The organism is Caballeronia sp. dw_276 (assembly GCF_018449635.1).
Classification (GTDB): domain Bacteria; phylum Pseudomonadota; class Gammaproteobacteria; order Burkholderiales; family Burkholderiaceae; genus Caballeronia.
In genome coordinates, this window is record NZ_JAAVUV010000013.1 from 1 (window position 1) to 21,220 (window position 21,220).

Genomic DNA, 21,220 nt, shown 5'->3' on the forward strand with positions numbered 1-21,220 from the left:
ATTGGCAAACAGATATGCATGATGTGGCCGTGCGGACCCAAATACCTTCACCACGCGAGCAAGGATGGTATCAGCGCCGGCACGCATATCGAGGGGTTCGGTCGCAAGCCAAATGGCGTCGATGCGGATCATCGAAGCACCTCCCGAACCCAAGCTGCGCTGTCACTCAAACAAAGCAGCGGCCACAGCACTGACACGGTTGTGCCATTGCGCTGAATGTCGATACGCACGTTCGCTTGCGCCGCATCGGGCGCTTGTGGTGTCGGCACGGTCATTGGCAACGCGACGAAGGCAGGCTTTACGTCGACAACAACCGATTTGAGTGCAGGCGGCGCAGCGTCGCTGGAAATGGCAGCATCTTTAATCCAACGCCGCAGCACATTGGGGTTCAGGCCATGCGAGATCGCCACGGCGGAACATGAGACGCCAACCTGGCGACATTGTTCGATAAGCTCTGACTTGAACAAGGGGCTGTAGGTGCGCCGTGTGCGCCCGGTCGGAATGTCTTGGGAAATAGTGTGCACGTGTCCGCTTCCTGATCGTGGAAACGTATGCTCTTACGCCAAAGAATAGAAAACCAGATGAGATTGCCGGGTGCTTACAAAGCACGCGCTTCCAGGAACAAATTGTCGTCGGCTGAGAATGGATCCTCGGTGTGATGGGTCATCGCGCTCTCTGGTTTTTATGCTTGTATTTGGTTTTGCCGCTCTCGGCCGGAGGCGGTTAGTTATTTGAAGGTCTCGCATCCTTAATCTCGGCGGATGCTCCGAAAACTTGAGTGTCTCTGAGCTTTGCTTCAAGGATTTCACGGACATTTGCCCAAGCGGCCGATGTTCTTGAGCCAACTAACAGAAAGCCGATGCTCGGCGCTCTCACTCCCGAAATGCAGCCCATATGCACTTATAAAAGCGGCTTGATGCCCATGAGCACGCTGGAGGAGCGCTTACGGCGCGGAGAGGTTGCACCGTGAATCGATCCTGGGAAAATTAGGTGTGCCCGCATACGCGTAGCACGCTAATGAGTAGCGGTAGATTCCGTGAGGTGCAACCGGCTCTGAGAGGTGGCCCCGGGAAACTGGACAGTCGGATAGGTGGAATTGCTGGGTTCTGAGATAGGCATAATGCCTATAAAGGAAATCAGACGATGACGAAGAGAACCCGGCGCACGCACTCAGCGGCGTTTAAGGCGAAGGTGGCATTGGCAGCCGTACGCGGCGAGCGCACGCTGGCAGAGTTGGCGCAGCAGTTTGAGGTTCATCCGAACCAGATCACAGAATGGAAGCGGCAGTTGCAAGAACGAGCGGCCGATGTGTTTGGCGCGGCGGGCGTGCCCGTCAATGAGCCGCCGGTGGATCTGAAGACGCTTCACGCAAAGATCGGCCAATTGGCGCTGGAGAATGATTTTTTGTCCGGCGCGCTCGGCAAGGCAGGCCTGCTGAGCGCAAAAAAATGATTGATCGTGCCCACCCCCTACCGGTTTCCCGGCAGGTCAAGCTGGTCGGCATCAGTCGATCCAGTGCGTACTACGCGCCGAGCCCGGTCAGTGCCGCGGATCTGGCGCTCATGCGCCGCATCGACGAGTTGCATCTGGAGCATCCATTTGCCGGCGCGCGCATGTTGATGCGCCTGCTCAAGCGAGAGGGCATAGTGGTCGGACGCAAGCACATCGGCACGTTGATGCGCAAAATGGGCATCGAAGCGCTGTATCGCAAGCCGAACTTGAGCCGCAAACATTTGGCGCACAAGATCTGGCCGTACCTGCTGCGCGATCGGAAGATCGAGCGCAGCAACCAGGTGTTCGCACTGGACACGACCTACGTGCCTATGGCACAGGGTTTCGTCTATCTGACTGCTGTGATCGATTGGGCTAGCCGTCGTGTTTTAGCGCACCGGGTTGCGATCACGATGGAAGCCGAGCATGCGGTGGCAGCACTTGAAGAAGCATTCACGAAATATGGATTGCCTGAAATCGTCAACACAGATCAAGGCAGCCAATTTACCAGCACAGTCTTTACCGACGCAGTGCTCTCGCGCGGGGTCGCTCTGTCAATGGACGGAAAGGGAAGCTGGCGCGACAACGTTTTTATCGAACGACTGTGGCGTAGCGTGAAGTACGAAGAAGTGTATTTGAAGGCCTATGAGTCCGTCGGCCAGGCGCGGCAGTCGATCGCTAACTACCTGACGTGGTACAACCAGCAAAGGCCTCATTCAAGTCTGTCGGACAAGACCCCGGATGAAGCTTACTTCGCGATGCTGCCCGCGATGAAAACGGCAGCGTGACCGCCCAGCGTTCCACTTAAAAATCTAAAAAACTGTCCGACCGAACGGGGCCACCTCTCTGCGAGATTATTGGCGACACCGTTACCGCTAGATGTCGTCGTGAGTCTACTTCGCACGGGCGCTTGGGAAGATTATGGAACGCGTGCGACTGTAAGGCGTCGGAGAGAATGTTTTAGTCAAACGGGCATGAAAATAGCTCTCACAGTCACCAACCCAAGGAGGCTAAAAATGACGGACTTTCAACGACGGAGATTCGCCCTTAGCGGTGAATCAAACCGCAGCAATGATATATGGGTAGCCCTTAAGTTCGTTGTAGCTGGCATGGTGTTGCCTCTCGCAGCGATTGCGGCATTGGTTATCGGTCGCGTATCTTGAGAGCTATAGGCCAACCTTGCGAAGCTTTAGCGCTGTCAATTTTAGTTTTTAAGGGAGCTGCTTCGCGTATATCTACGAGCGCTGTATCTGGGTCATGAGCTGTTGGGTCTCGTTATGAGTTCGCGGTTAATAGACACCGCGTCACCTGTGCATTTTGCCTTGGCGTCAGACTGACGCAGCACCCGCCTTCAGGCTGGCCAATGCGTGTCTTCACCTTGTTCTCTATTAAGTAACTTGGTAAGTCGTTCAAGATCGGCTGGTTTTGTGAAATGATGATCAAAGCCGGCGGCTTGTGCTTCTCGGCGGTCCTTTTCCTGCCCCCATCCCGTCAGCGCGATCAGACCCACCTGCACTCCCCACGGTTCTTTGCGAATGCGTCGGGCGACCTCGTATCCGTTGGTATCAGGCAGCCCTATATCGAGAATGATGACCTCGGGCTTGTTGTTCTGCGCCGCCTCGAAGCCTGAGGTGCCATCAAATGCGACCAGAACTCGATGTCCTTCCATTTCGAGAACCATGGAAAGACTGATCGCAGCGTCTTCGTTGTCGTCGACTATCAACACGCTTCGCCCTTCGCCGCTGACGGGAGGCAAGCGTCGAGGCCTCAACGCAACGATCATTTCTTCCTCGGAGACGGGCAAACGGATCACGAACTCGCTGCCTTTTCCAATACCGTCGCTGCGCACCTCCACGCTGCCGCCATGAAGCCGTGCGAGCGCTCGCACCAACGCCAGCCCAATGCCGAGACCACCTTGGGTCCGGTCAATTGCATTTTCGAGTTGCGAGAACATCTCGAACACCGTATCCAGGCTGGCTTGCGGAATGCCGATGCCCGAGTCGCGAATCCTTATAGCGACGTCAGTCCCTTCCCGATTCGCGCTGAGCCAGATCTTTCCTCCGGGGGGAGTGAATTTGGCGGCATTGTCCAATAGGTTCTGGATCATCTGTGAAAGGCGCGTCGGGTCCGCATCCAGCATTACGGGCTCGCCCGGAATCGCGATGATGAGTTGATGCGAAGCAGCGAGCACGGAAGGTCTGGAATTCTCGATGGCTCCAGTAAGCACCGTGACCAGATCGATATTCTCCCTGCGTAACTCCAGCTTGCCCTGAGTGATACGGGACATTTCCAGCAGATCGTCGACCAAGCGGGTCATGTGGCGGACCTGGCGCTCGAACACTTCGCGACCCCAGATGATCTGTGGATCAACGAGTTCTTTCAGGCTGAGCATCTCCAGGACGTTACGCATGGGAGCAAGCGGATTTCGAAGCTCGTGCGCCAGCGTGGCAAGAAACTCGTCCTTGCGCCGATTGACCTCGCGAAGGGCAGTTTCCGCCTCACTGCGAGCCTCGAGCGCTTGCTCGGCGTTGCGCCGTGCGCTTAGCAATTCGAGCTCATATTGGTGACGCTCCGCAACGACAAGCACCGCGAACTCATCGAGCTCTTCGCCATCGAATTGCGTGCGCGACACATTGAAGAGAATCGGCACGACAGGACCGGCCCGGCTGACGATGTCCACCTTGACCTCGGCAACCGAATTGCGAAACTGCAGCAAGGGCGCCACGTGCGCCTCGAATAGAAGCCGGCCGCCGACCGTCAGCAGATCCTGAATACGGCGCAGTCCAACGAGTTCCTGTTCCTGATAGCCAATCCAACGGCAAAACGTTTCGTTCGCGCGGACTATGGTCCCGTCGTTGGTCGTCGTGAACAGACCGCACGGCGAGCGATCAAGCGTCTCGCTGATTGTCGGCAACAGTCTCTTTTGATTGGCCATCTGCGAGCGTTGAAAGGGTTTTTATAAAAGCCTCGATTGCATCAATGCATGCACGCGGCGCGCTGATATGAGGACAGTGTCCGGTGCTTTGGACGATGGCAAGGACGCTTTTCTGGATCATCCGATGCATATAATTGCTTACTTCCAACGGCACAAACGGATCGTCGCTTGACTGTACGATCAGGGTTGGCGTGGTGACGCGGGCCAGTTCCGCGCGATGATCCGACAGAAAGGTGACGCGCGCAAAATGTTTTCCAACCTCGGGGTCATTGCGGCAAAAGCTGCTGGCGAATTCGGCGCCAAGCCCGGATTGCGCTTGCATGCCCAAGACTGCCGGAGCGATTGAATTGGACCACCCAAGGTAATTACTCTCCAGCGATCCCAACAGCTCGTCGATATCGACCTGCTCGAAACCCCCGATATAATCACCTTCGTTAATAAGTGAAGGCGTCGGTCCGATCATCACCAGCCCGCTGAAACGCTCGGGCGCCTTGATCGTCGCCAGCATCCCAATTATCGCGCCCACGGAGTGACCCACCAAGACTACCGGCGCATTACCAGCTTGGACGATAATTTCGAGCAGGTCATCCGCGTGTGCGTAGAGCGTGCCGTACTTGGCAGGGTCATAGCTGAAAGTATCGGATTGACCGCTCCCGACTAGGTCCAGTGCAACTAGTCGATACTTAGACACAAGCTCTTTGGCGACATAATGCCAGATGGTCTGGTCAAATCCAAAACCGTGTGCAAAGACTACCGTCGACGGACCGTTTCCGACAACGTGGACGTTATTGCGTTTGTAGGCATCCATTATGCGCATTTGACCGCTTAAGTCCATTCAGGGCAATTTCGCAGCCGCACCCGTGGGCCGAAAAATCCGCTTTTGTGCAAGTGCATATTAATACCCTGAATACTATTTTCATAGTCTTCAGGACGGAGGCGTAATCGCTGGGCGCAATAGTTCGCTTGTTCATCGCCTGGTTAAAATTGACTCAACAGCATTCCCAAACGACAATCGCAATGGCAGACGACGCAACATTGAACCAAAAATCGCATGCCTCACGCTTTTTGGCAGCGCATTCCGGGGGTAATTTAGACACTCGAACTTGAAGTCGGCTAGGGAGACGTATGCAAGGCGCCGGTGCTTCGATAGATGACGTGCGCGTAGTGGTTCAGGCGCTCTATAACTGGTTCGGTCAGATTCGATCGAACGAGGTGCATTTGTTGAAGATTAAGCTCAACGCTGTACTTGATTACGCTACCAGAATGCCCGATAGCGACGAGCTGTTGCGAAACGAACTTTGTATCGCGCGCTCCTTGCTTGCGTTGAACCAGGTTGTTTTTGCACTGCAACGGCTAGAGAAGGCGGTACTTCCGGAAAAACAAATCTGATGCTGCACAGTGTATTCACGCAGAGCCCATGCTGAAATTTCAAACTTGATTGGGTCCACATTTGCCGCACGAAAAGCATGAGCGTACTAAAAAGTGATAAATAACCTTATGTCAAATATAAGAGACAAACTTTTGCGTGTGTGTCCGACGCAGCGCGCGACGCCATACTTTCGAGCCGATGTCTGCACGTATCAGTCAACATGGTCGCCGCATTCGCAGTACTAGAAGTCTCGGGTGGATCTACTTAGACGGCTTTCTAAGCTGGTATTCGCGATTGGGGGTCGCCTATATTTCGATGCAGTTTACCGGGTTAGCGACCTCCAACGTTGGCGCGGGTTTGCGTGGCGGCCCTATTTAAATATCTCAATAAATCAAAGAGTTGCTGTTTGGGTGTTTGCCTTGCTGCGCGCCGACGATTGTCGGTTGCCGCGCCGATTTTGTGCCGCTACGCTAGTCGGCCAATCTCACGCTCGCGGAGAAAACGCCATGGAGCACTGGCAATTAGCGTATCTCGGCATGCGGCAGATCCCGGATGAACTCAACGAGTTCGAGCTTGCCACGTTCTTCACGTTCTCCCGCAAAGAGCGGGGGTTGATCGACGCCCGGCGCACTGATCTTTATCGGCTCGGAGTTGGGCTGCATATCGGCTTTGTACGCATGACGGGCCGCACGCTCGACGCGTACAAACAGATTCCGAAGGCCCTGTGGAGTCACCTTGGCGAACAACTGGGTGTCGATCCGCCGGAGCTCGGTACGCTACGTTCCTTGTACGATGGGCGCACCGACACACTTGTTGACCATCAGATGCTGGCCTACCAGGTACTTGGCTTCCGTCCGATGGCCGAGCATCAACGCCGCTACGTCGTGCGCTGGCTCAAGGAGCGTCTGTCCGGGCGCCCTGAGCGCGGCCAACTGTTGCATGAGTTGAAGCGGTGGCTGTACGAGCACCGCATTCTGATTGCTCATGATCGATTGCTCAAGCGGTTGATCGTACAGGCCGTCCAGGGCGTCGAAGTCGCGCTGACCGATACGCTGGCACGCGCCTTTGGCGCGTCGATGCTGGATGGTTGGGGACACCTCCTTCCGCAGCTCGAAGGAGAGCACGGGAGCCTGCAACACTGGTTGTGGGCCGTTCCTCTACGCAACTCGACTCATCAGATTAGCGAGATCTTCACCAAGATCGATCGACTGTATTCAATCGGCGTTCATTCCCGCTGGCCGGCGAACTGCAATGACGCGTTGGTGCGCCATTACGCGAGACGCTGTGCGAACCGGCCGCCGTCGGTAAGCAACCGGATTGAAATGCAGTCGCGCCGACTGGAAGCCGCATGCTTCATGCGCTATGCGTTGTGTGCCGCATCCGACCAGTTGTTGGGAATGTTGCGCCACTGGATCCAGAAGGCGGTCAACGATGCTACTCGAGACATCGCCGGCGCGCGCCCGGATTTGAAGACACGTATCCATGATTTCGCGGCTGCGGTGAAGGCAGTTGCACTCGACGCAACGCTGTCTCGCGACGAACTCAGTAACAAGGTGTGTGCGCTTGCCGATCAAGCGCTCGATGTGCGCCCGCCGAGTCGCCGGAGCCTCGTCCGTGCGCACCTCATGGCGAAGCGCGGACAAGCGCGCGCGATGCTCGCCAAAATCGTCCGTCTGCCCTTTGAAGCGCAGACCGCTCATCCGGTGACCGAAGCGTTGCAGGTACTGCGTAACCTGTACGCTCGCAAGGCATACACGCTACCGGACCGCGTAACGATTCGACTCGGGCGCGCATGGCGGGAAGCGATCGACGGTTACGACCGGCACAAGGCCCTGTCAGCATTCGAATGGGCGACGCTGTTTGCCCTGAGGGTCGCGTTGCGTAACGGGTCCGTCTTTGTCGACCACAGCTTTGCATTTCGCAGTCAAGCTCGGATGCTGATCCCGCACGACGACTGGAGCGCGAAGCGCAACCACTACTATGGTCATCTGAAACTGCCACAAGACGCGAAGGAATTCCTCGAACCGCTAATCCGGCATCTCGATCATGGGCTTGCGGTGCTGCGCGACGCGACTGTGCGCGGCGACGTGCGAATCGACACCGCCGTGCATCTCGATGCTTTATCGGCACAAGGCAAGGAAGCCGCAGTGGAGCCCTTGCGCCGAGCCATCTTCGCCTCCCATCCCGGTGGCCAACTCCCGGAAATCATTCTCGAGATCGACAGCGTGACACGCTTCAGCTGGTTGCTGCTCGGACGGGAACCGCGTTCACGCAGTGAGCTGCTGCTGGTGTATGCAGCGGTCTTGGCCCATGGCACTTCGTTGTCCGCAGCGGACATCTCGCGGATGGTGCCGGAATTGTCGCCTGTCGCGATCCGACAAATGATGAACCGAATCGCCGATGAACGAAAACTACGTCAAGCTGCCGACGCAGTGCTGGAATTCATGCTTCGCCACCCAATCGCCGCGCACTGGGGTCGTGCCGATCTGGCGTCGTCCGACATGATGTCGCTAGAGACGACGCGCACCGTCTGGCAAGCTCGGGCTGACCCGCGTCGGCGCACGGCGTCCATCGGCATGTACACGCACGTGATGGACCGCTGGGGGATATTCTACGATCAACCCATCATCCTCAACGAGCGGCAAGCAGGCGCAGCGATCGAAGGCGTCATTCGACAAAGCGGCACGAGGGACGTGGCACAACTCGCCGTGGACACCCATGGGTATACGGATTTCGCAATGGGGCTTGCCCGGGCGCTTGGCTTCGACCTGTGCCCACGACTTGCTCATCTGCGCGACCGCCGTTTGCATGTGCCACGGCATCACGCCGTGCCAGCGGAGCTTGTGGCCGTGACCGACTGTGACGTGCGCCTGGACCTCATCGAAAGCATCTGGGACGAATTCGTTCGGGTGGCAGCGTCGATTCAAAGTGGTCGCTGCACTGCGGTCGAGGCGTTGACCCGGTTCGGCGCAGCGGCGCGTGGACAGTCCGTGTACGACGGTGGCGTTCATATCGGGCGACTGTTCCGTACGGTTTTTCTGATCGACTATTTCACCAATCCGATATTCCGCAGCGAGCTTCAGCATGTCCTCAATCGTGGTGAAGCCGTACACACTGTGCAGCGGGCGATACACATCGGCAAGATTCCGTCGGAACTAACGAAGCATCATGAATCACTCGCGGCCGTGTCGTCATCGTTGGCGTTGCTTACCAACGCCGTAATGGCTTGGAACACGATGCATATGCAACGTGCCGTTGGTCAGATCGAGGCGTTGAGTGGGGACGTCCTTCGGGCTGTGGACCTGCGGCGAATCGCGCCCACCTATTTGGAGGGCATTAACTTGCGCGGCACGTTCGATTTTCCGATCGCCCGCTATGCCGACCGTGTCCTGCCTAGCCTAGTGGATGGTCTGAGTGTAAATGAGCTTCGCTCTGCGTGACGCTGGCCGTAGTCCGAATTAAAACTATCACTGTTGCAAAGGTAAAACCGTCAATTCGCTAATGGGTGGCTTATCGGAGGCCCATATCCGATGACTGGCCGCGTTTAACCGGCGATGCGTGACAGCAGCAGTTGCTTTAACTGTGGAACACACACATTGTGCATCTCGTAGTCGTCAACGATACGCCGAAGTGAAACGTGCAAACAGCTCCGTGAAGCGTTCGCTGCCAGGTGAACTGCGCTGAAAAGCTTGAACGGATTTTGTGTTCCGTTACTCTCCATATCCCTAGTTTCGAGTCGTCGCATTAAGGCGTTCCCGCTGCCGGAAACAGACCAGACAGGAAGTACTCGATTTAATGAGATTTTTTAATAGGGCCGTTTCGCAAAGCCGCATGGCGCCTACTCGCTGCTATCCCCGCAAAATGCAACGAAATCAAAGGGACCCCTTTCAGCCTCGCAATGCCACGAAGGCCTTCTACGCAAGCTATTAATACGGAGCAACAGTTAGGGGGTTACGTGAAGGCCGCCGCATATTAACGGGGTGCGAGAAGATACGAACCGATGACCAACCGGACAACAGCGGTAACGAGGTCCGGCACAGCGGCAAGCGGCAGGGAAACATTGATTGATAGAGGACCGGTTGCTCAGTGGGCAAATGCGGGGCACTTGCGTGGCCCCGCCCGTTTCCATCACTCGCTCAAAGTTTCGACGTCGCAGCGACATACAAATCCGCGTAGAAACTCCCGCAAAATCCACTACGTTCGGACGTTAGTCTTGGGCATGTTTAGCTGCTTCTTCTATAACGGCCGCGACCTGTTTCGGACGCGATTCGTAGACCGAGTGGCTCGCGCCCGAAATCACGGTCGTGTGGCTATGCGCACGCGCGTAGTACCAGCGTTCGAGGTCCGGGTTGATGATCTTGTCTGCGCCCGCGACAATGCCCCAGCTCGGCTTGGAGGTCCACGCGGCGACTTTCATCGGCTCGGAGAATACCTTGGCGGCCGTCAGGATCTGCGAGTGCGATTCGAATTGGGCTTGCCTGAGCAGCAGGTCGGCGGCGAAGTCCTTGGGAAAGTCCGCAGGGTTTAGGTAAGTGTAGCCGTCGCCTGTCTTCTTGATGGCGCCCGACTGCTTCGACGTGTAGCTCGGCATGCCCTTGCCCAGATCGCTTTCGTCCTCGCCGACCGCAGGCGCATGCGCTGCGACATACACCAGGCCCACCACGTTCGGATGCACGCCCGCTTCCGTGATGATCGAGCCGCCATAGCTGTGCGCCACGAGGATGGTGGGGCCGTTCTGCAAATCAAGCACACGCTTGGCGGCGGCAACGTCATCGTCGAGGGAACTCAACGGTTCTTGCACCATGCTCACGTGATACCCGTCCTTCGTGAGAATGTCGTACACCGGCTTCCAGCCGGAGCCGTCCACCCAGGCGCCGTGAACAAGGACGATATTCTTGACTGGAACATCTTTTTGTTTTGCATCGTCCGCAAAGGCGCTCGTCGACATGAACAGGCAAGCGGATACTGACAACGCCGAGGTAACGAAGGGCAACAGTTTCATTTGAGACTCCTTGATTTTCGAAATAGAGAAAGAAATGCTTGGCATATGTTTAATACTACTGATCAACGCCCGTCGAGAAGATCGCGAAAAAAGCAGCGCGTTACCCAACTATGCGTTGGCGTTTACAACTTCGCGGCCATCGTTTTTCCTATCGTCAGGACACGCAGGCGTTCGCGTCCTCGCGAAAGACGGGACATCCGTGCCAACAGAAATTTCCAGCGCGAACGCGGCATCGGTGTAGCCCATTTCTTCGAGCCCGATCACCAGCACGACCTCCCGCTGTTCAATGGGAAGCATCTGCAGCGCAACATCGAGGTCGCGCACTTCAAGGCGTTAAGCCTGAAGCCGCCAACTGCCAACTCGGTCTCTGGCATGTCTCCGCCATCCAATTTCACATGGACCGCGTGCATGGATGCATGTCGACGCTGGTTCGCGAATAGGTTGTGCAAAATCGTGAAGAGCCAGGCGCGTAAGTCGGTATCGCGCTCAAACTGTTGAAGGCGTTGTAGCGCGCGTTGGAACGAGTCCTGCACGAGGTCATCGGCGAAGTCATGGTTTCTCACCCGCACGCGTGAGTAGCGGCACAATTTGGGCATATGGTCCTTAAGTTGGTCCCGTACTTCGATAGCAACGCTGTCATTCGCCGCACATCTGGTTCTCTGCGTAATCACGACCTTGGTGTGTAAGCTGAACGGAACCAAAAAAAGAAACGGTTGGGTTCAAGCGAGTGACCTCAATTTAAGGCATGCCCTCCTGTGACGCTAGCCCTACCAAAGGGTGCATCGATCACATAAACCGGTGGGCCTCTAACACCTTCGTATCAAGCTGGCAGGCACACTTGCGGCAACCCCGCTCTGTCATGGAGGTGCTCTTGATACATGATCCGCACGCGCTCATCCGCACGGTTGAGGCACAACCTGGTGCATCCGTGGTGTATTTCGTCGATGATGATGAATCCATGCGCTTTGCCGCTAGAGATCACTTGCGCTCCGTCAGTCTGCGGGTGGACGTTTGCGTCGGCCCAAAAGTTTCTTGAATGCCCGAAGGCAAACGTACCGACCGGCCTGATTCTCATTGTTCGCCGACGGTGAGAGATCGGTCTCGCGCCCCAGGATGATGACGCGAGACGGCCTGCGCATCCCTGTCTCGTTCATCTCGGGTCATGGCCACATCGAAGTGCCAGTGCGAGCGATGATAGCGGGCCCATTGGATTACCTGGCGAAGTGTGTCCGCGATCGGGACATGTTCGATGCCGTCAACAGCGCGCTTGCACGCGGCAGCGAACAGCTCGTGCACGAGCTGTTCAAAGCGGACGTGGCGCGCAGTGTACGTCGCTAAGCCCCGCGAGAAAGCGGTCATGAGACATGTCGTGGCTGAATTGATGAGCAAGCAGATTGCCACTGAAATGAACCTGAGCGTAATCACCATCGAAGCTCATAGCAGTCAACTTACAAACAAGATGAGGGCGATACGTTGCCGATCTAATCTGGAAAGCCGAGGCGCTGGACATCCGCCCGGATGTCGTTCATGAAACGAAACAACGTAGCATCATGCGGTCCGCATTTCCGGCTTAAAAAGCGGCAACACAAAGCGCAGCTCCGCCCCACCCCCTTCCGGCGAATGCGCCGAGATGCGACCGCCATGGTTTTCGATTATTGAGCGACAGATCGATAAACCCATTCCCATTCCATCGGTCTTCGTAGTAAAAAATGGACTGAACAAATGAGCTGAATGGTTATCCGCGATGCCCGTTCCCTGATCCTTCACCATTGTCATGACCTGATCGTCGTCGAGCCGCCGCGTAGTGATCGTAAGCTGCTTCGGGATGCAATTTTGGCTGGACATCGCCTGAACGCCATTCATTATCAGGTTGATCAGTACTTGTTGGATCTGCACCCGGTCCGCGCACACTTTCAGCGCTGCCGGGTCGAACTGCGTCACCAGCGTTGCGCGATGGTTCTGTAGCTCGCGACGCACAAGCTCTATTGATTCGCCGACCAACGCATTGAGGTCGAGCACGCTCTGGCTCGGGCCGCGCTTTTTCGCCATTTCGCGCGTCTGGCGGACGACGTCGCCTGCGCGTTTTGCGTCTCGAATCATTTGCCTGATCGACTGCGCCGCCTCTCCCAGATCCGGCTGCGGCCGGTTGAGCCAGCGCAACGCCGCGTCGCCGCACGTGACAATGGCGGCAATAGGCTGCGTCACCTCATGCGCAATAGATGACGCCAGTTCCCCGAGCGTCGTAACGCGGGACACGTGCGCAAGCTCGGACATGGAACGCGCCAGCGCTTCATGCGTGCGCCTGGCTTCCGTGACGTCGATCAGCGCGCCCACGTACTCCGGCCGTCCTTCGCGCGAGCCGGCTTTGCATGCGAGCGCATGCGCGACAAAATGCACGTGCTTGATGCTGCCGTCCGGCATGCAGAGCCTGTGCTCCACATCGATATTCGGCTCGCCGGCAAGCGCAAGCCGGGAGACGCTCTGCATGATCGGCAGATCTTCCGGCAACGTCCGCGCTTCGATCAATCCCACTGATGGCGTGCAGTCCAACGGGTAATCGTAGATCCGGTACGCCTCCTCCGACCAGCTCATTTCCCCGCGATCCACCCGCATCGCGATGCTGCCAGTTTTGCTTAGACGCTGCGCCTCGGACAGCAGCGCCTCGCTGCGTTCGAGCGCCTCTTCCGCGCGCTTGCGCTCTTCAACATCGGTGTTCACGCCGTACCAGCGCAGCACGTTGTCCTGCGCGTCGCGCATGGGCTCCGCGCCAATGTGCATCCAGCGGAATTCGCCGCTATTACGGCGCACGCGCGCCGAATATTCGAACGACGTACCCGACGCAATCGCGTTGTTCCACGCCCGTTCCATGCCTGACAGGTCGTTGGGATGAACGATCTCCGACCATATGTCGCTGCGTGGCGATGCGTCGGTGCTGCTGCCGCCGAGATCCGCCGCGAAGACACCGACCTCCTGCCATCGGCGATTCACGAATTCAAGTCGGCCATCGTGCGACGACGTCCAGACCATGCCCGGAATGGCATCGATAGCCGCGCGCAGTTCGTCCTGCTTGCGCTGCAGTTCGGCTTCCATGCGCTTTTGCGCGGTGATGTCGTTGTTCGTTGCGAGCACGGCGCGCGGCCGGCCCAGACGGTCACGCCATAAACGCAAGCGACTCGATACCACCACGTGCGTGCCGTCCTGACGCGTGCGTTCAACTTCGCCGTCCCACTGTCCGGTGCTCAATAGTTGCTCGCGAATATGCGGGAGAGGAACGTCCATTTGCGTGCGCGTGAGTTCATGCACGCGCTTGCCGACCGCTTCCGCCGATGTCCATCCGTACAGTTGTTCCGCGCCGTGATTCCAGAAACTGATGACGTCGTTCATGTCGTACACGACGATTGCGTCGTGCGTCATGTCGAGCAACTGCACCTGTTCGACCAGTCGCGCGGTGCTCGCCAGGTTGCGCAGCGCCAGTACCGAAACAATTCCGATTGCCAGCAAGCTGACCGCACAGCGCGCGATGGACGGGTCCGTGTAGTTTGTATCGTGGGAAGACAGGAACGCGCCGAGCGTCGCCAGCACGGAGCACCACGCGACAATCAAGGTAGCGCTTCTGTTGCCGGTGACCGCGACCAGCATCACAACGACCGCATACAGCACCGCGATGGCGATATCGAGCGGCGTGAACGTATCGATCAGGAACACGCTCAGCGCGACCAGCGCCGCGAGTCCCCACAACAGCCGTGAGTCGGGACGTTTCAAGCCAATGACAGGGACGCGAACATTCATGCTTGACTGGCTTCCCGTTAGCGGGTGTTCTGTTGGTTCTGTTGGGCGCTCGCACCATTGTTGCGAAGCTGGTCGAGGCAATGCGCCACCACCGAGCCATCTACCGGCTTGCTCAGGAAACACATGGCGCCTGCGGCCAGCGCTTGCCGGCTCGCGGCATCGGAGCGAAACGCGGAGATGAATATGAACGGAATCGTGTAGCCCTTCGCCGTAAGCCTCGATTGCAGTTCCAGCCCACTCATGCCGGGCATCTGGACGTCGGAGATGATGCATCGAGTCTCGCCGACAACACCGGATCCGAGAAACGACTCTGCCGATTCGTAGAGCCGCGCCTCCCAGCCAAGCGAACGCACCAGGCTGGAGGTTGCGGTCCTCACGGATTCGTCGTCATCGATAATGGAAACAATTAGGTTGGTTGGCAAAACAGTGAATCCTCTGGCCGGTTCGTCGGCTTTAGCAGTCGCCGCATCCTGCGAACCACCGTATGATTCCATCATATTTAGAAAGGCCACGGCGCACCATCATCTGTGTGTATAGGGTCGGCGGGGATCGCCTATCATGCGGCTTAGTCCGATCACTGTCAGTCGGATATCATCTTGTGGCGTGCCGAACCGCCCTAGTTCGCCAGCCGGCGTTCTCTCGCAGTACATCTTCGAATAGGTCGCCCTTCGTGTCGATATCCGCCCTGTCAAAGCGAAAGCCATTCACAAGGTTGTCACCTCGGCGAGCACGGCCGGATCGGCCAAGCACCTTCCATAAAGTCGTGCGCAGCGATTCCGCCCATTTCGGCGAAGAAAAGAATACCTCCTCCGTGGTCCACCTGATCCTCGCATTCCAGCCGCATGACATTCCGACCACCGCACGCATACGGCCTCTTCCGCTTTTACGCGATTTCTCCCACGATTCGGTCACGCTTCGAATCGAAGTACCGGGTGTGGCCATGGTGCAAACAGCGCGTGCGCCACTGTCGTCGCAGCTAGCAGCGCCATGGAGATTTTAGGTCGCACGATCTCCCAAACGCCGGTTTTCCTTTTCAGCTATCTAATGACAGCCTGCAGTGTCGAAACCCATTGCCAGGAAAGCCATCGCGAAATTTTATCCCCTCGCAATGGTCGGCTACGCGACAAGGCGTAGCGACTGACTATGCTGCAGGCATTGAAGATTGCCATGGTGGCAAAAACGAATCGGAATCGGAATCGGTCACAAGCGACGTTCCCGCGAGAGAGTCAGGCACGACGGGACCCGATGAAACCTTGTGCAAAGACCCTTACATGCGAACATCGCCGCTGGCGTTCTCAATAAGGACGCCAGCCAGAGTACGAAATACTGCGTGGTGTCGAGGGCATAATAAAAGCGCAAATAAGCGCCACGATCTCAAACCGTCGACACGATGCCGCGCACGTTGGCTGTACCGCGACTTGCGACAATGCCCCGCGTTGTCATCGAGAACGACTTTTAAGCGGTGTCCAAGCGGGTCTAACTGACGATGTGAGCCGCCAAGTCGGCTAAGGAGTAGATTGCCAAGGCGAAGACCCCGGTAACGGCGAAAGCTAGTACGGGTAAGGCTAATCGCCTCGTCGCGTTATCGATATCCGGATGTTCGGTATCGTCCAAGCCTAAAAACCTCTGAATTAACGATTTTTCTGACATAGTAACCTCTTTAAATGTATGTGGCGTTCGAGATAACTATGCGCTTGCTGGCATCCTCCATTTTTCAGCATTGCACGAAATTTGTTTTGAAAGCACGAACCTAGACATTCATTCTAAAGACGAGCAGTCCTCGTTATTGTTGTCACATATTTCACAGCACTATCAAATGAGTGTAAGCCTCGAATACGTCCAGATCAAACATTACAGTTAGGCGAATGTGCGCATACGACCTAAACATATGTATAGGTCGTATGCGCACATTCGCCCACATCAAACAGCAAGAGCTCCTGTGATGTGAATTACCGCGCTTCTATGCTACTTAGCCGTGCGGCGTACTGTTCACCACGAACCCGAACCAAACCTAAGTATTATGTGCGATCTCAAGCTTTGCATTTAGCATAGTCCCATACCCTTTCTACGTTGAAAAAAGCCTCTCCCAAGTTTGCAAGGTTACAGCCGGAATCGTGATAACGCGTTATGTAAGTGGATTTGGAGAAAAACGCAGATGTTGATCAACGATGCTAACGATCATTGAACGACACGGAGGTCGCAAGAGCAAATCATGGGTTATCGAGCGAAAACAATCTAGATAAGAGGCGGTTTCAAAAAGACCTCTCAGGACTGTTAACTTTATAAACATCCTGTTAACCTAGGCCATCGTGACGACGAGACCAAGGAATGGACAAGCCGATCATTGACGATGAGTTATGGAAACGGATCGAACGCTTACTGCCACAGCCGAAGGCTCGGCGCGAGAAGTATCCCGGTCGCAAGCCGGTACCGGATCGCGCAGCATTGAGCGGCATTGTGTTTGTGTTACGCACAGGGCTGCGGTGGCGAGATCTACCCGCCGAAATGGGTTGCGGCTCTGGCGTGACATGTTGGCGCCGCTTACGCGACTGGCAAGAAGCAGGCGTGTGGGATCGATTGCAGGAACTACTGCTCGCCGAGTTACGCGCAGCGGGCCAGATCGACTTGTCACGCGTGGTTGTCGATTCGTCTTCCGTGCGGGCTATCGGGGCGGGCCAAAAACTGGGCCGAACCCCGTAGACCGTGCGCGACCGGGCTCTAAGCACCATGTTGCGACCGACGCAAATGGGGTGCCGCTTTCGATCATCTTGACCGGTGCGAATCGCCATGACGTCACACAATTGTTGCCTCTCATCGATGCGATTCCAGCCATCCGTGGCATACGCGGTCGCCCCTTGCAAAAGCCTCAAGTGGTCTTCGCAGATCGCGGATACGACTCCGAAGCACATCGACAGAAATTGCGCGATCGAGGTATTAAGCCTGTTCTCGCCAGGCGCCGCACTGAACATGGCAGCGGACTTGGAAAGTATCGATGGGTAGTCGAACGTACTCACGCCTGGTTCCATAATTTTCACCGTCTACGAATCCGCTACGAGCGACTGGCCAAGATCCATGAAGCCTTCTTGAAGTTCGCTGCTTGCCTAATCTGCTGGAATACTCTTCAGCGATCTATTTCGGCTTTTTGAAACCGCCTCTAAGTAAGAACAGTCAATAAAATGAGAACGATATCAGTTACTCGTTTCTATATCAGCAGCTTAACAACGATTGCAGATAAATTTGCATCCGTGGCAATGGAGCCAGATGATGAATATGTTTTTGGTCTTTAGATTCACTTTGATATCGATTGCGACGGCTGCCTGCATGACTCTCGTTATTATTGGGAGTTTTAGCCACGTCAGCTCTGAAACCGCAATGAGGCAACTCGCCTTGGATGCACAATTGCCCATAGAAAAATTGTTGTTCGTGGATAAAGACAAGCAAAACAATGATTTCTTATAGCTGAGATCACATGTTAAGCCGGAACGTCGCGCCGTGTAAAAAACGGTATGCTATTCCAGCACCTGAACGAAATTGTATTATCGCCAAGTCATAATGACGGCCTATTCTGCCGCCAGAGATATGGGTAGTGTTGCTTCATTGAGGGCTGTTTTAGCCACGTTGCCATACGATACTCAACTGTTTTCTTTCAAACGACTATTGGTGCATTTGGGCAGCGCACGCTCCTTGGCATTTGCTTTGTCACGTTGTACGCAATATTTCATCGATCTAACGTTGATCTTATACTGCGGTGGCGTCTGCGCTGCGTTCCGAGACTTGTTGCCTTGCGGTGGGGCAGCCGGCTTGAACTTACTCTACGCGTGATCGCTTCGCGCTCTTCAGCCGTCAATGAACGTGGTGAGCGCATTTCCTGGTAGCCGTGCAATCCCGCCTCGCTTAGCAAGCATCCGATGAACCTCGCCGGCCTAGCGTGCCGTCGTTCACGCAATCTCGCTGGCAGATCCCGCCGATCGCCAGCGTTCGCAATCTCGTCCCTCTGGGCCGCGGTCAGCCATGGTATTGCTTGTCGTTGGATTTACCTTCTCCGCCATTCCCGTACTGGAACGGCGTGTTTGAACGAATGCCACAATCCGCCGCGCACATCGTGAACAGCTGGACGGCCCTTCGCCAATGTTCAGTTTTGGATTGTGTCGTTCGATGATGTCAAGCTCCGGATTGTTTCGCTTTCCTCATCGACGGTATAGCAAGAGTATTTGTTATCGCCCCGGAGACAACGCTGCGCTAGTCCAGGAACCAATGCCTAATCTCGATACTCCGTTGATAGGTGACCCACTCGATCTGCGTAATAAAAGATAGAGCACGTCCACATACCAGCTCGTTCGCTCGCGCTCAACCATCGGTACGATCATCCTAGCAGTTCCAAGCTTGGTTCCGCGTGCCATCTGGCACGCGTAATAGACCGTACAGATCTTGCGTCCTACGCTTATCCTCAGCAGCCATCCGTGCGCGCGGTTGCGTGTCTCGTCAGCGCCACCTGCGAAATCCGTCGGACAACATGGTAGCGAAGTGACGCCGCGTTTAGTCAACTGGCGTTTGAGAAATAAGAAAAAAACCTACAAGGCTGCCAATGCAGTTACGAGCACTTCATCGAGTATCATCGCGCTCGCATTCACTGGTGTAGGCTTGCTTGAGCGCGGCTTGTAGATCGAGTCGCCCGGCTGGATCGCGCGTCCGCTCATGGCGCACACGCCATTCACACGCGAGCGACTCGTGTGCCACACCTGGTCTCCATACGAGCCGGCCGTCGAATCATGCCAGGCAATGGTCGCGGTCGACTGCGACGGGCGGTCAAGAAGGCGAACTCGTGCGGCAAAGGGCTGCCCCAACGTCAGAAGTGCGCACTCCTTGCCGCCCTTGTTCGCGAGCGTTGCAATTAGTTCGGCAACGCCGGTTGCAGCTTCGCCAGATAGTGCCGATAAAAGGCCAAGGGTTTGTATCCAAGGATCAGGGAAAATCGCTTTTGCTAGCATAATCACACTCCTGTCGAAACATCAATTGGATCGTCGAAGCTGCTTTGCCAGATCGAGTTCGCTGCGACCATCAGGTTAGGTTTTGCTCATCAACCAACGACCGCTCTTGCCTTCCAGCAGAAGGGCGTCTCGCCAACTAGTCGCTTAAACACGGTCGTGAAGTGTGCCTGCGATTTAAAACCGCAACCTAGGGCCACGTCCAGCACGCTATGTCTTGACCTAATTAGTAGCTGTTGTGCATGTTCGATACGGCGGCGCAGCAGATATTCGTGCGGACGCAAGCCGGTCGCACGGCGAAACTGAGATGCGAAATGCATCCGCGTTAGACCGGCGCTTGATGCCATGTCTGCTAGGCAAATGGGCTCGGACAAGTGACCGTCGACGTATTCGATTGCCCGACTGAGCCGCCAATTCGGCAGCGCCGAGGGTCCTCGGACTTTTCTGTCGGCGAGCGTAAAGTGGCGCGAGACGATGCGTGAGACGATTGCTAGGCCCACGCTATCGGTGAAGACCTTGGAGAGATTAGCGTCCTCGGACTGCGAAACGGCGAGTGCCTGACCGAGACGCTCGAGCACAGGATCACGCAGGAGCTTTGGGTCATTTATACGTATATCGCCTGCCTGCGGACGGCCAAACAGATCCTTGAAGCACTCGCGTAACACCGACTGGGATACGAACAGGTGCAAAACGTCTGCTGGAGATTGAAACGTAACGCTGCACGGCACCGCAGGTGCGGTGATTTGGACCGTGCCCGCGGGCACTCTCCCTCGAACCAGCGTTGTGCCGCCATGCACGAAAGTCAGTGAGGCCCCTCTTAGAGTCATCGCTATGCAATGGTTCGCAGCGCTGCCTTGATGGACCGCCTCTAGCGGTTCGGTGATGTTGCGTGTCCATCGGGACACAACGATGGTATCCCGGTGCCCTACATCCGCAATCATATCGTTTGGAACTCTCCACTGCTGTTCCACGTTTATCGAAATGATGCGATCGGAAGGCACCGAATCAAGCGGCGCAGCTAGCAACAAACTGGGTCCGCTAGGCGAGATTGCCACGTTGGCCATAATCTAGTCGTCCAATAGAGAAGCGTAAGCTGTTCAGGTCGATGAGCGTCGCAGTGACTCCAAGGTATCGCATGAGAGGTTCTCAACCAATCCCTACGTTTGTTTGGTTTGACCGCCGATAGGTAGGCTAGCCTCATACAAAGGTATAGCGACGACGGGAGGTCCGCTGTCACACTTGACAAGGCCAAAAGTCCTTGGAGCCAAGGGGTGCGCGGAAAACCAGCGACCGTAGGAATGGTTCGCGGACAGAGCGATTTGACTGACTCTAATCGGAACTTGCTAGCAGCAATACGACGAACGTGACACTTATTCAGAGCCCCAAGGCAAGCCCGAGTCGTGACGAACTCGTTGTCCTGACGCGATGGAGGAAGCGCACGCGCGATATTTAGATCGACGTCAGCGATCGTTTGCCATCAATTGTCAAGCTGTATGGATTTGCGAGATACGGATTGGACGGGCGCAGCAATCGGCGGCATGAAAATTTTCGTAACGCCTGGCTGCGCCGGCCGGCGAAGGGTTCCCCAATCGTCGCATCCGTGCAGTTCGTCGAATCGGGTCGAACAACGAAGCGCCGGCGAGTCGTTT

The 21,220-nt window shown here is 56.1% G+C and carries 14 protein-coding genes and 1 pseudogene; 6 read left to right on the forward strand and 9 right to left on the reverse strand.

The features are described 5' to 3' along the window. Positions 1-128 precede the first annotated feature (128 nt). Complete coding sequence (locus HB633_RS24330) at positions 129-524, reverse strand: transposase (protein ID WP_213780679.1); 396 nt, start codon at positions 522-524, stop codon at positions 129-131. Positions 525-1,143: 619 nt separating this feature from the next. On the opposite strand from HB633_RS24330, the gene HB633_RS24335 reads away from it, so the two are divergent. Next, positions 1,144-2,279 (forward strand): IS3 family transposase gene (locus HB633_RS24335; protein WP_213780680.1). Its coding sequence is split into 2 segments (ribosomal slippage): positions 1,144-1,399 and positions 1,399-2,279, totalling 1,137 coding nucleotides; the frame shifts between segments, so codons are not numbered across the junction. A gap of 563 nt (positions 2,280-2,842) precedes the next feature. Here the strand turns inward: HB633_RS24335 and HB633_RS24340 are convergent. Both HB633_RS24340 and HB633_RS24345 read right to left on the reverse strand, forming a co-directional pair. Beyond that, entirely contained in the window at positions 2,843-4,426 is a 1,584-nt protein-coding gene (locus HB633_RS24340) for an ATP-binding protein (protein WP_213780681.1), read from the reverse strand. Continuing rightward, positions 4,380-5,234, reverse strand: coding sequence for an alpha/beta hydrolase (locus HB633_RS24345; protein ID WP_213780682.1), 855 nt, complete (start codon positions 5,232-5,234; stop codon positions 4,380-4,382). Before HB633_RS24345 ends, HB633_RS24340 begins: the two co-directional genes overlap by 47 nt. A gap of 317 nt (positions 5,235-5,551) precedes the next feature. On the opposite strand from HB633_RS24345, the gene HB633_RS24350 reads away from it, so the two are divergent. Both HB633_RS24350 and HB633_RS24355 read left to right on the forward strand, forming a co-directional pair. Beyond that, positions 5,552-5,815 carry a hypothetical protein gene (locus HB633_RS24350; protein WP_213780683.1) on the forward strand — a complete coding sequence of 88 codons (264 nt, stop codon included), beginning with the start codon at positions 5,552-5,554 and terminating at the stop codon, positions 5,813-5,815. Positions 5,816-6,301: 486 nt separating this feature from the next. Then, complete coding sequence (locus HB633_RS24355) at positions 6,302-9,235, forward strand: Tn3 family transposase (RefSeq protein WP_213780684.1); 2,934 nt, start codon at positions 6,302-6,304, stop codon at positions 9,233-9,235. Between the two features lie 767 nt (positions 9,236-10,002). Here the strand turns inward: HB633_RS24355 and HB633_RS24360 are convergent. Then, on the reverse strand, positions 10,003-10,797 hold the full coding sequence (locus HB633_RS24360; protein ID WP_213780685.1) for an alpha/beta hydrolase: 795 nt from the start codon (positions 10,795-10,797) through the stop codon (positions 10,003-10,005). Positions 10,798-10,919: 122 nt separating this feature from the next. After that, positions 10,920-11,423 (reverse strand): annotated as a pseudogene (locus tag HB633_RS24365) (sigma-70 family RNA polymerase sigma factor). A 487-nt stretch (positions 11,424-11,910) separates the two neighbouring features. Here HB633_RS24365 and HB633_RS31160 point away from each other — a divergent pair. Next, the gene (locus tag HB633_RS31160; protein WP_346730358.1) at positions 11,911-12,135 is read left to right on the forward strand and encodes a hypothetical protein; all 225 of its coding nucleotides are present in this window, start codon (positions 11,911-11,913) and stop codon (positions 12,133-12,135) included. 43 nt (positions 12,136-12,178) lie between these two features. Continuing rightward, the gene (locus HB633_RS31165) at positions 12,179-12,328 is read left to right on the forward strand and encodes a LuxR C-terminal-related transcriptional regulator (protein WP_346730363.1); all 150 of its coding nucleotides are present in this window, start codon (positions 12,179-12,181) and stop codon (positions 12,326-12,328) included. Positions 12,329-12,345: 17 nt separating this feature from the next. Here HB633_RS31165 and HB633_RS24375 read toward each other — a convergent pair whose 3' ends face one another. Both HB633_RS24375 and HB633_RS24380 read right to left on the reverse strand, forming a co-directional pair. Further along, positions 12,346-14,586 (reverse strand): PAS domain-containing sensor histidine kinase, encoded by a 2,241-nt coding sequence (locus HB633_RS24375; RefSeq protein ID WP_213780686.1) that lies wholly within the window; start codon positions 14,584-14,586, stop codon positions 12,346-12,348. A 17-nt stretch (positions 14,587-14,603) separates the two neighbouring features. Continuing rightward, positions 14,604-15,008 (reverse strand): response regulator, encoded by a 405-nt coding sequence (locus HB633_RS24380; protein ID WP_213780687.1) that lies wholly within the window; start codon positions 15,006-15,008, stop codon positions 14,604-14,606. A 1,906-nt stretch (positions 15,009-16,914) separates the two neighbouring features. Here HB633_RS24380 and HB633_RS24385 point away from each other — a divergent pair. Next, positions 16,915-17,732 (forward strand): IS5 family transposase gene (locus tag HB633_RS24385; RefSeq protein ID WP_255581119.1). Its coding sequence is split into 2 segments (ribosomal slippage): positions 16,915-17,263 and positions 17,263-17,732, totalling 819 coding nucleotides; the frame shifts between segments, so codons are not numbered across the junction. A 1,425-nt stretch (positions 17,733-19,157) separates the two neighbouring features. Here the strand turns inward: HB633_RS24385 and HB633_RS24390 are convergent. Together HB633_RS24390 and HB633_RS24395 are read right to left on the reverse strand one after the other, a co-directional pair. Beyond that, complete coding sequence (locus tag HB633_RS24390; protein WP_213780688.1) at positions 19,158-19,574, reverse strand: DUF3331 domain-containing protein; 417 nt, start codon at positions 19,572-19,574, stop codon at positions 19,158-19,160. An 89-nt stretch (positions 19,575-19,663) separates the two neighbouring features. Next, entirely contained in the window at positions 19,664-20,635 is a 972-nt protein-coding gene (locus HB633_RS24395) for an AraC family transcriptional regulator (RefSeq protein ID WP_213780689.1), read from the reverse strand. Between the last annotated feature and the right edge of the window lie 585 nt (positions 20,636-21,220).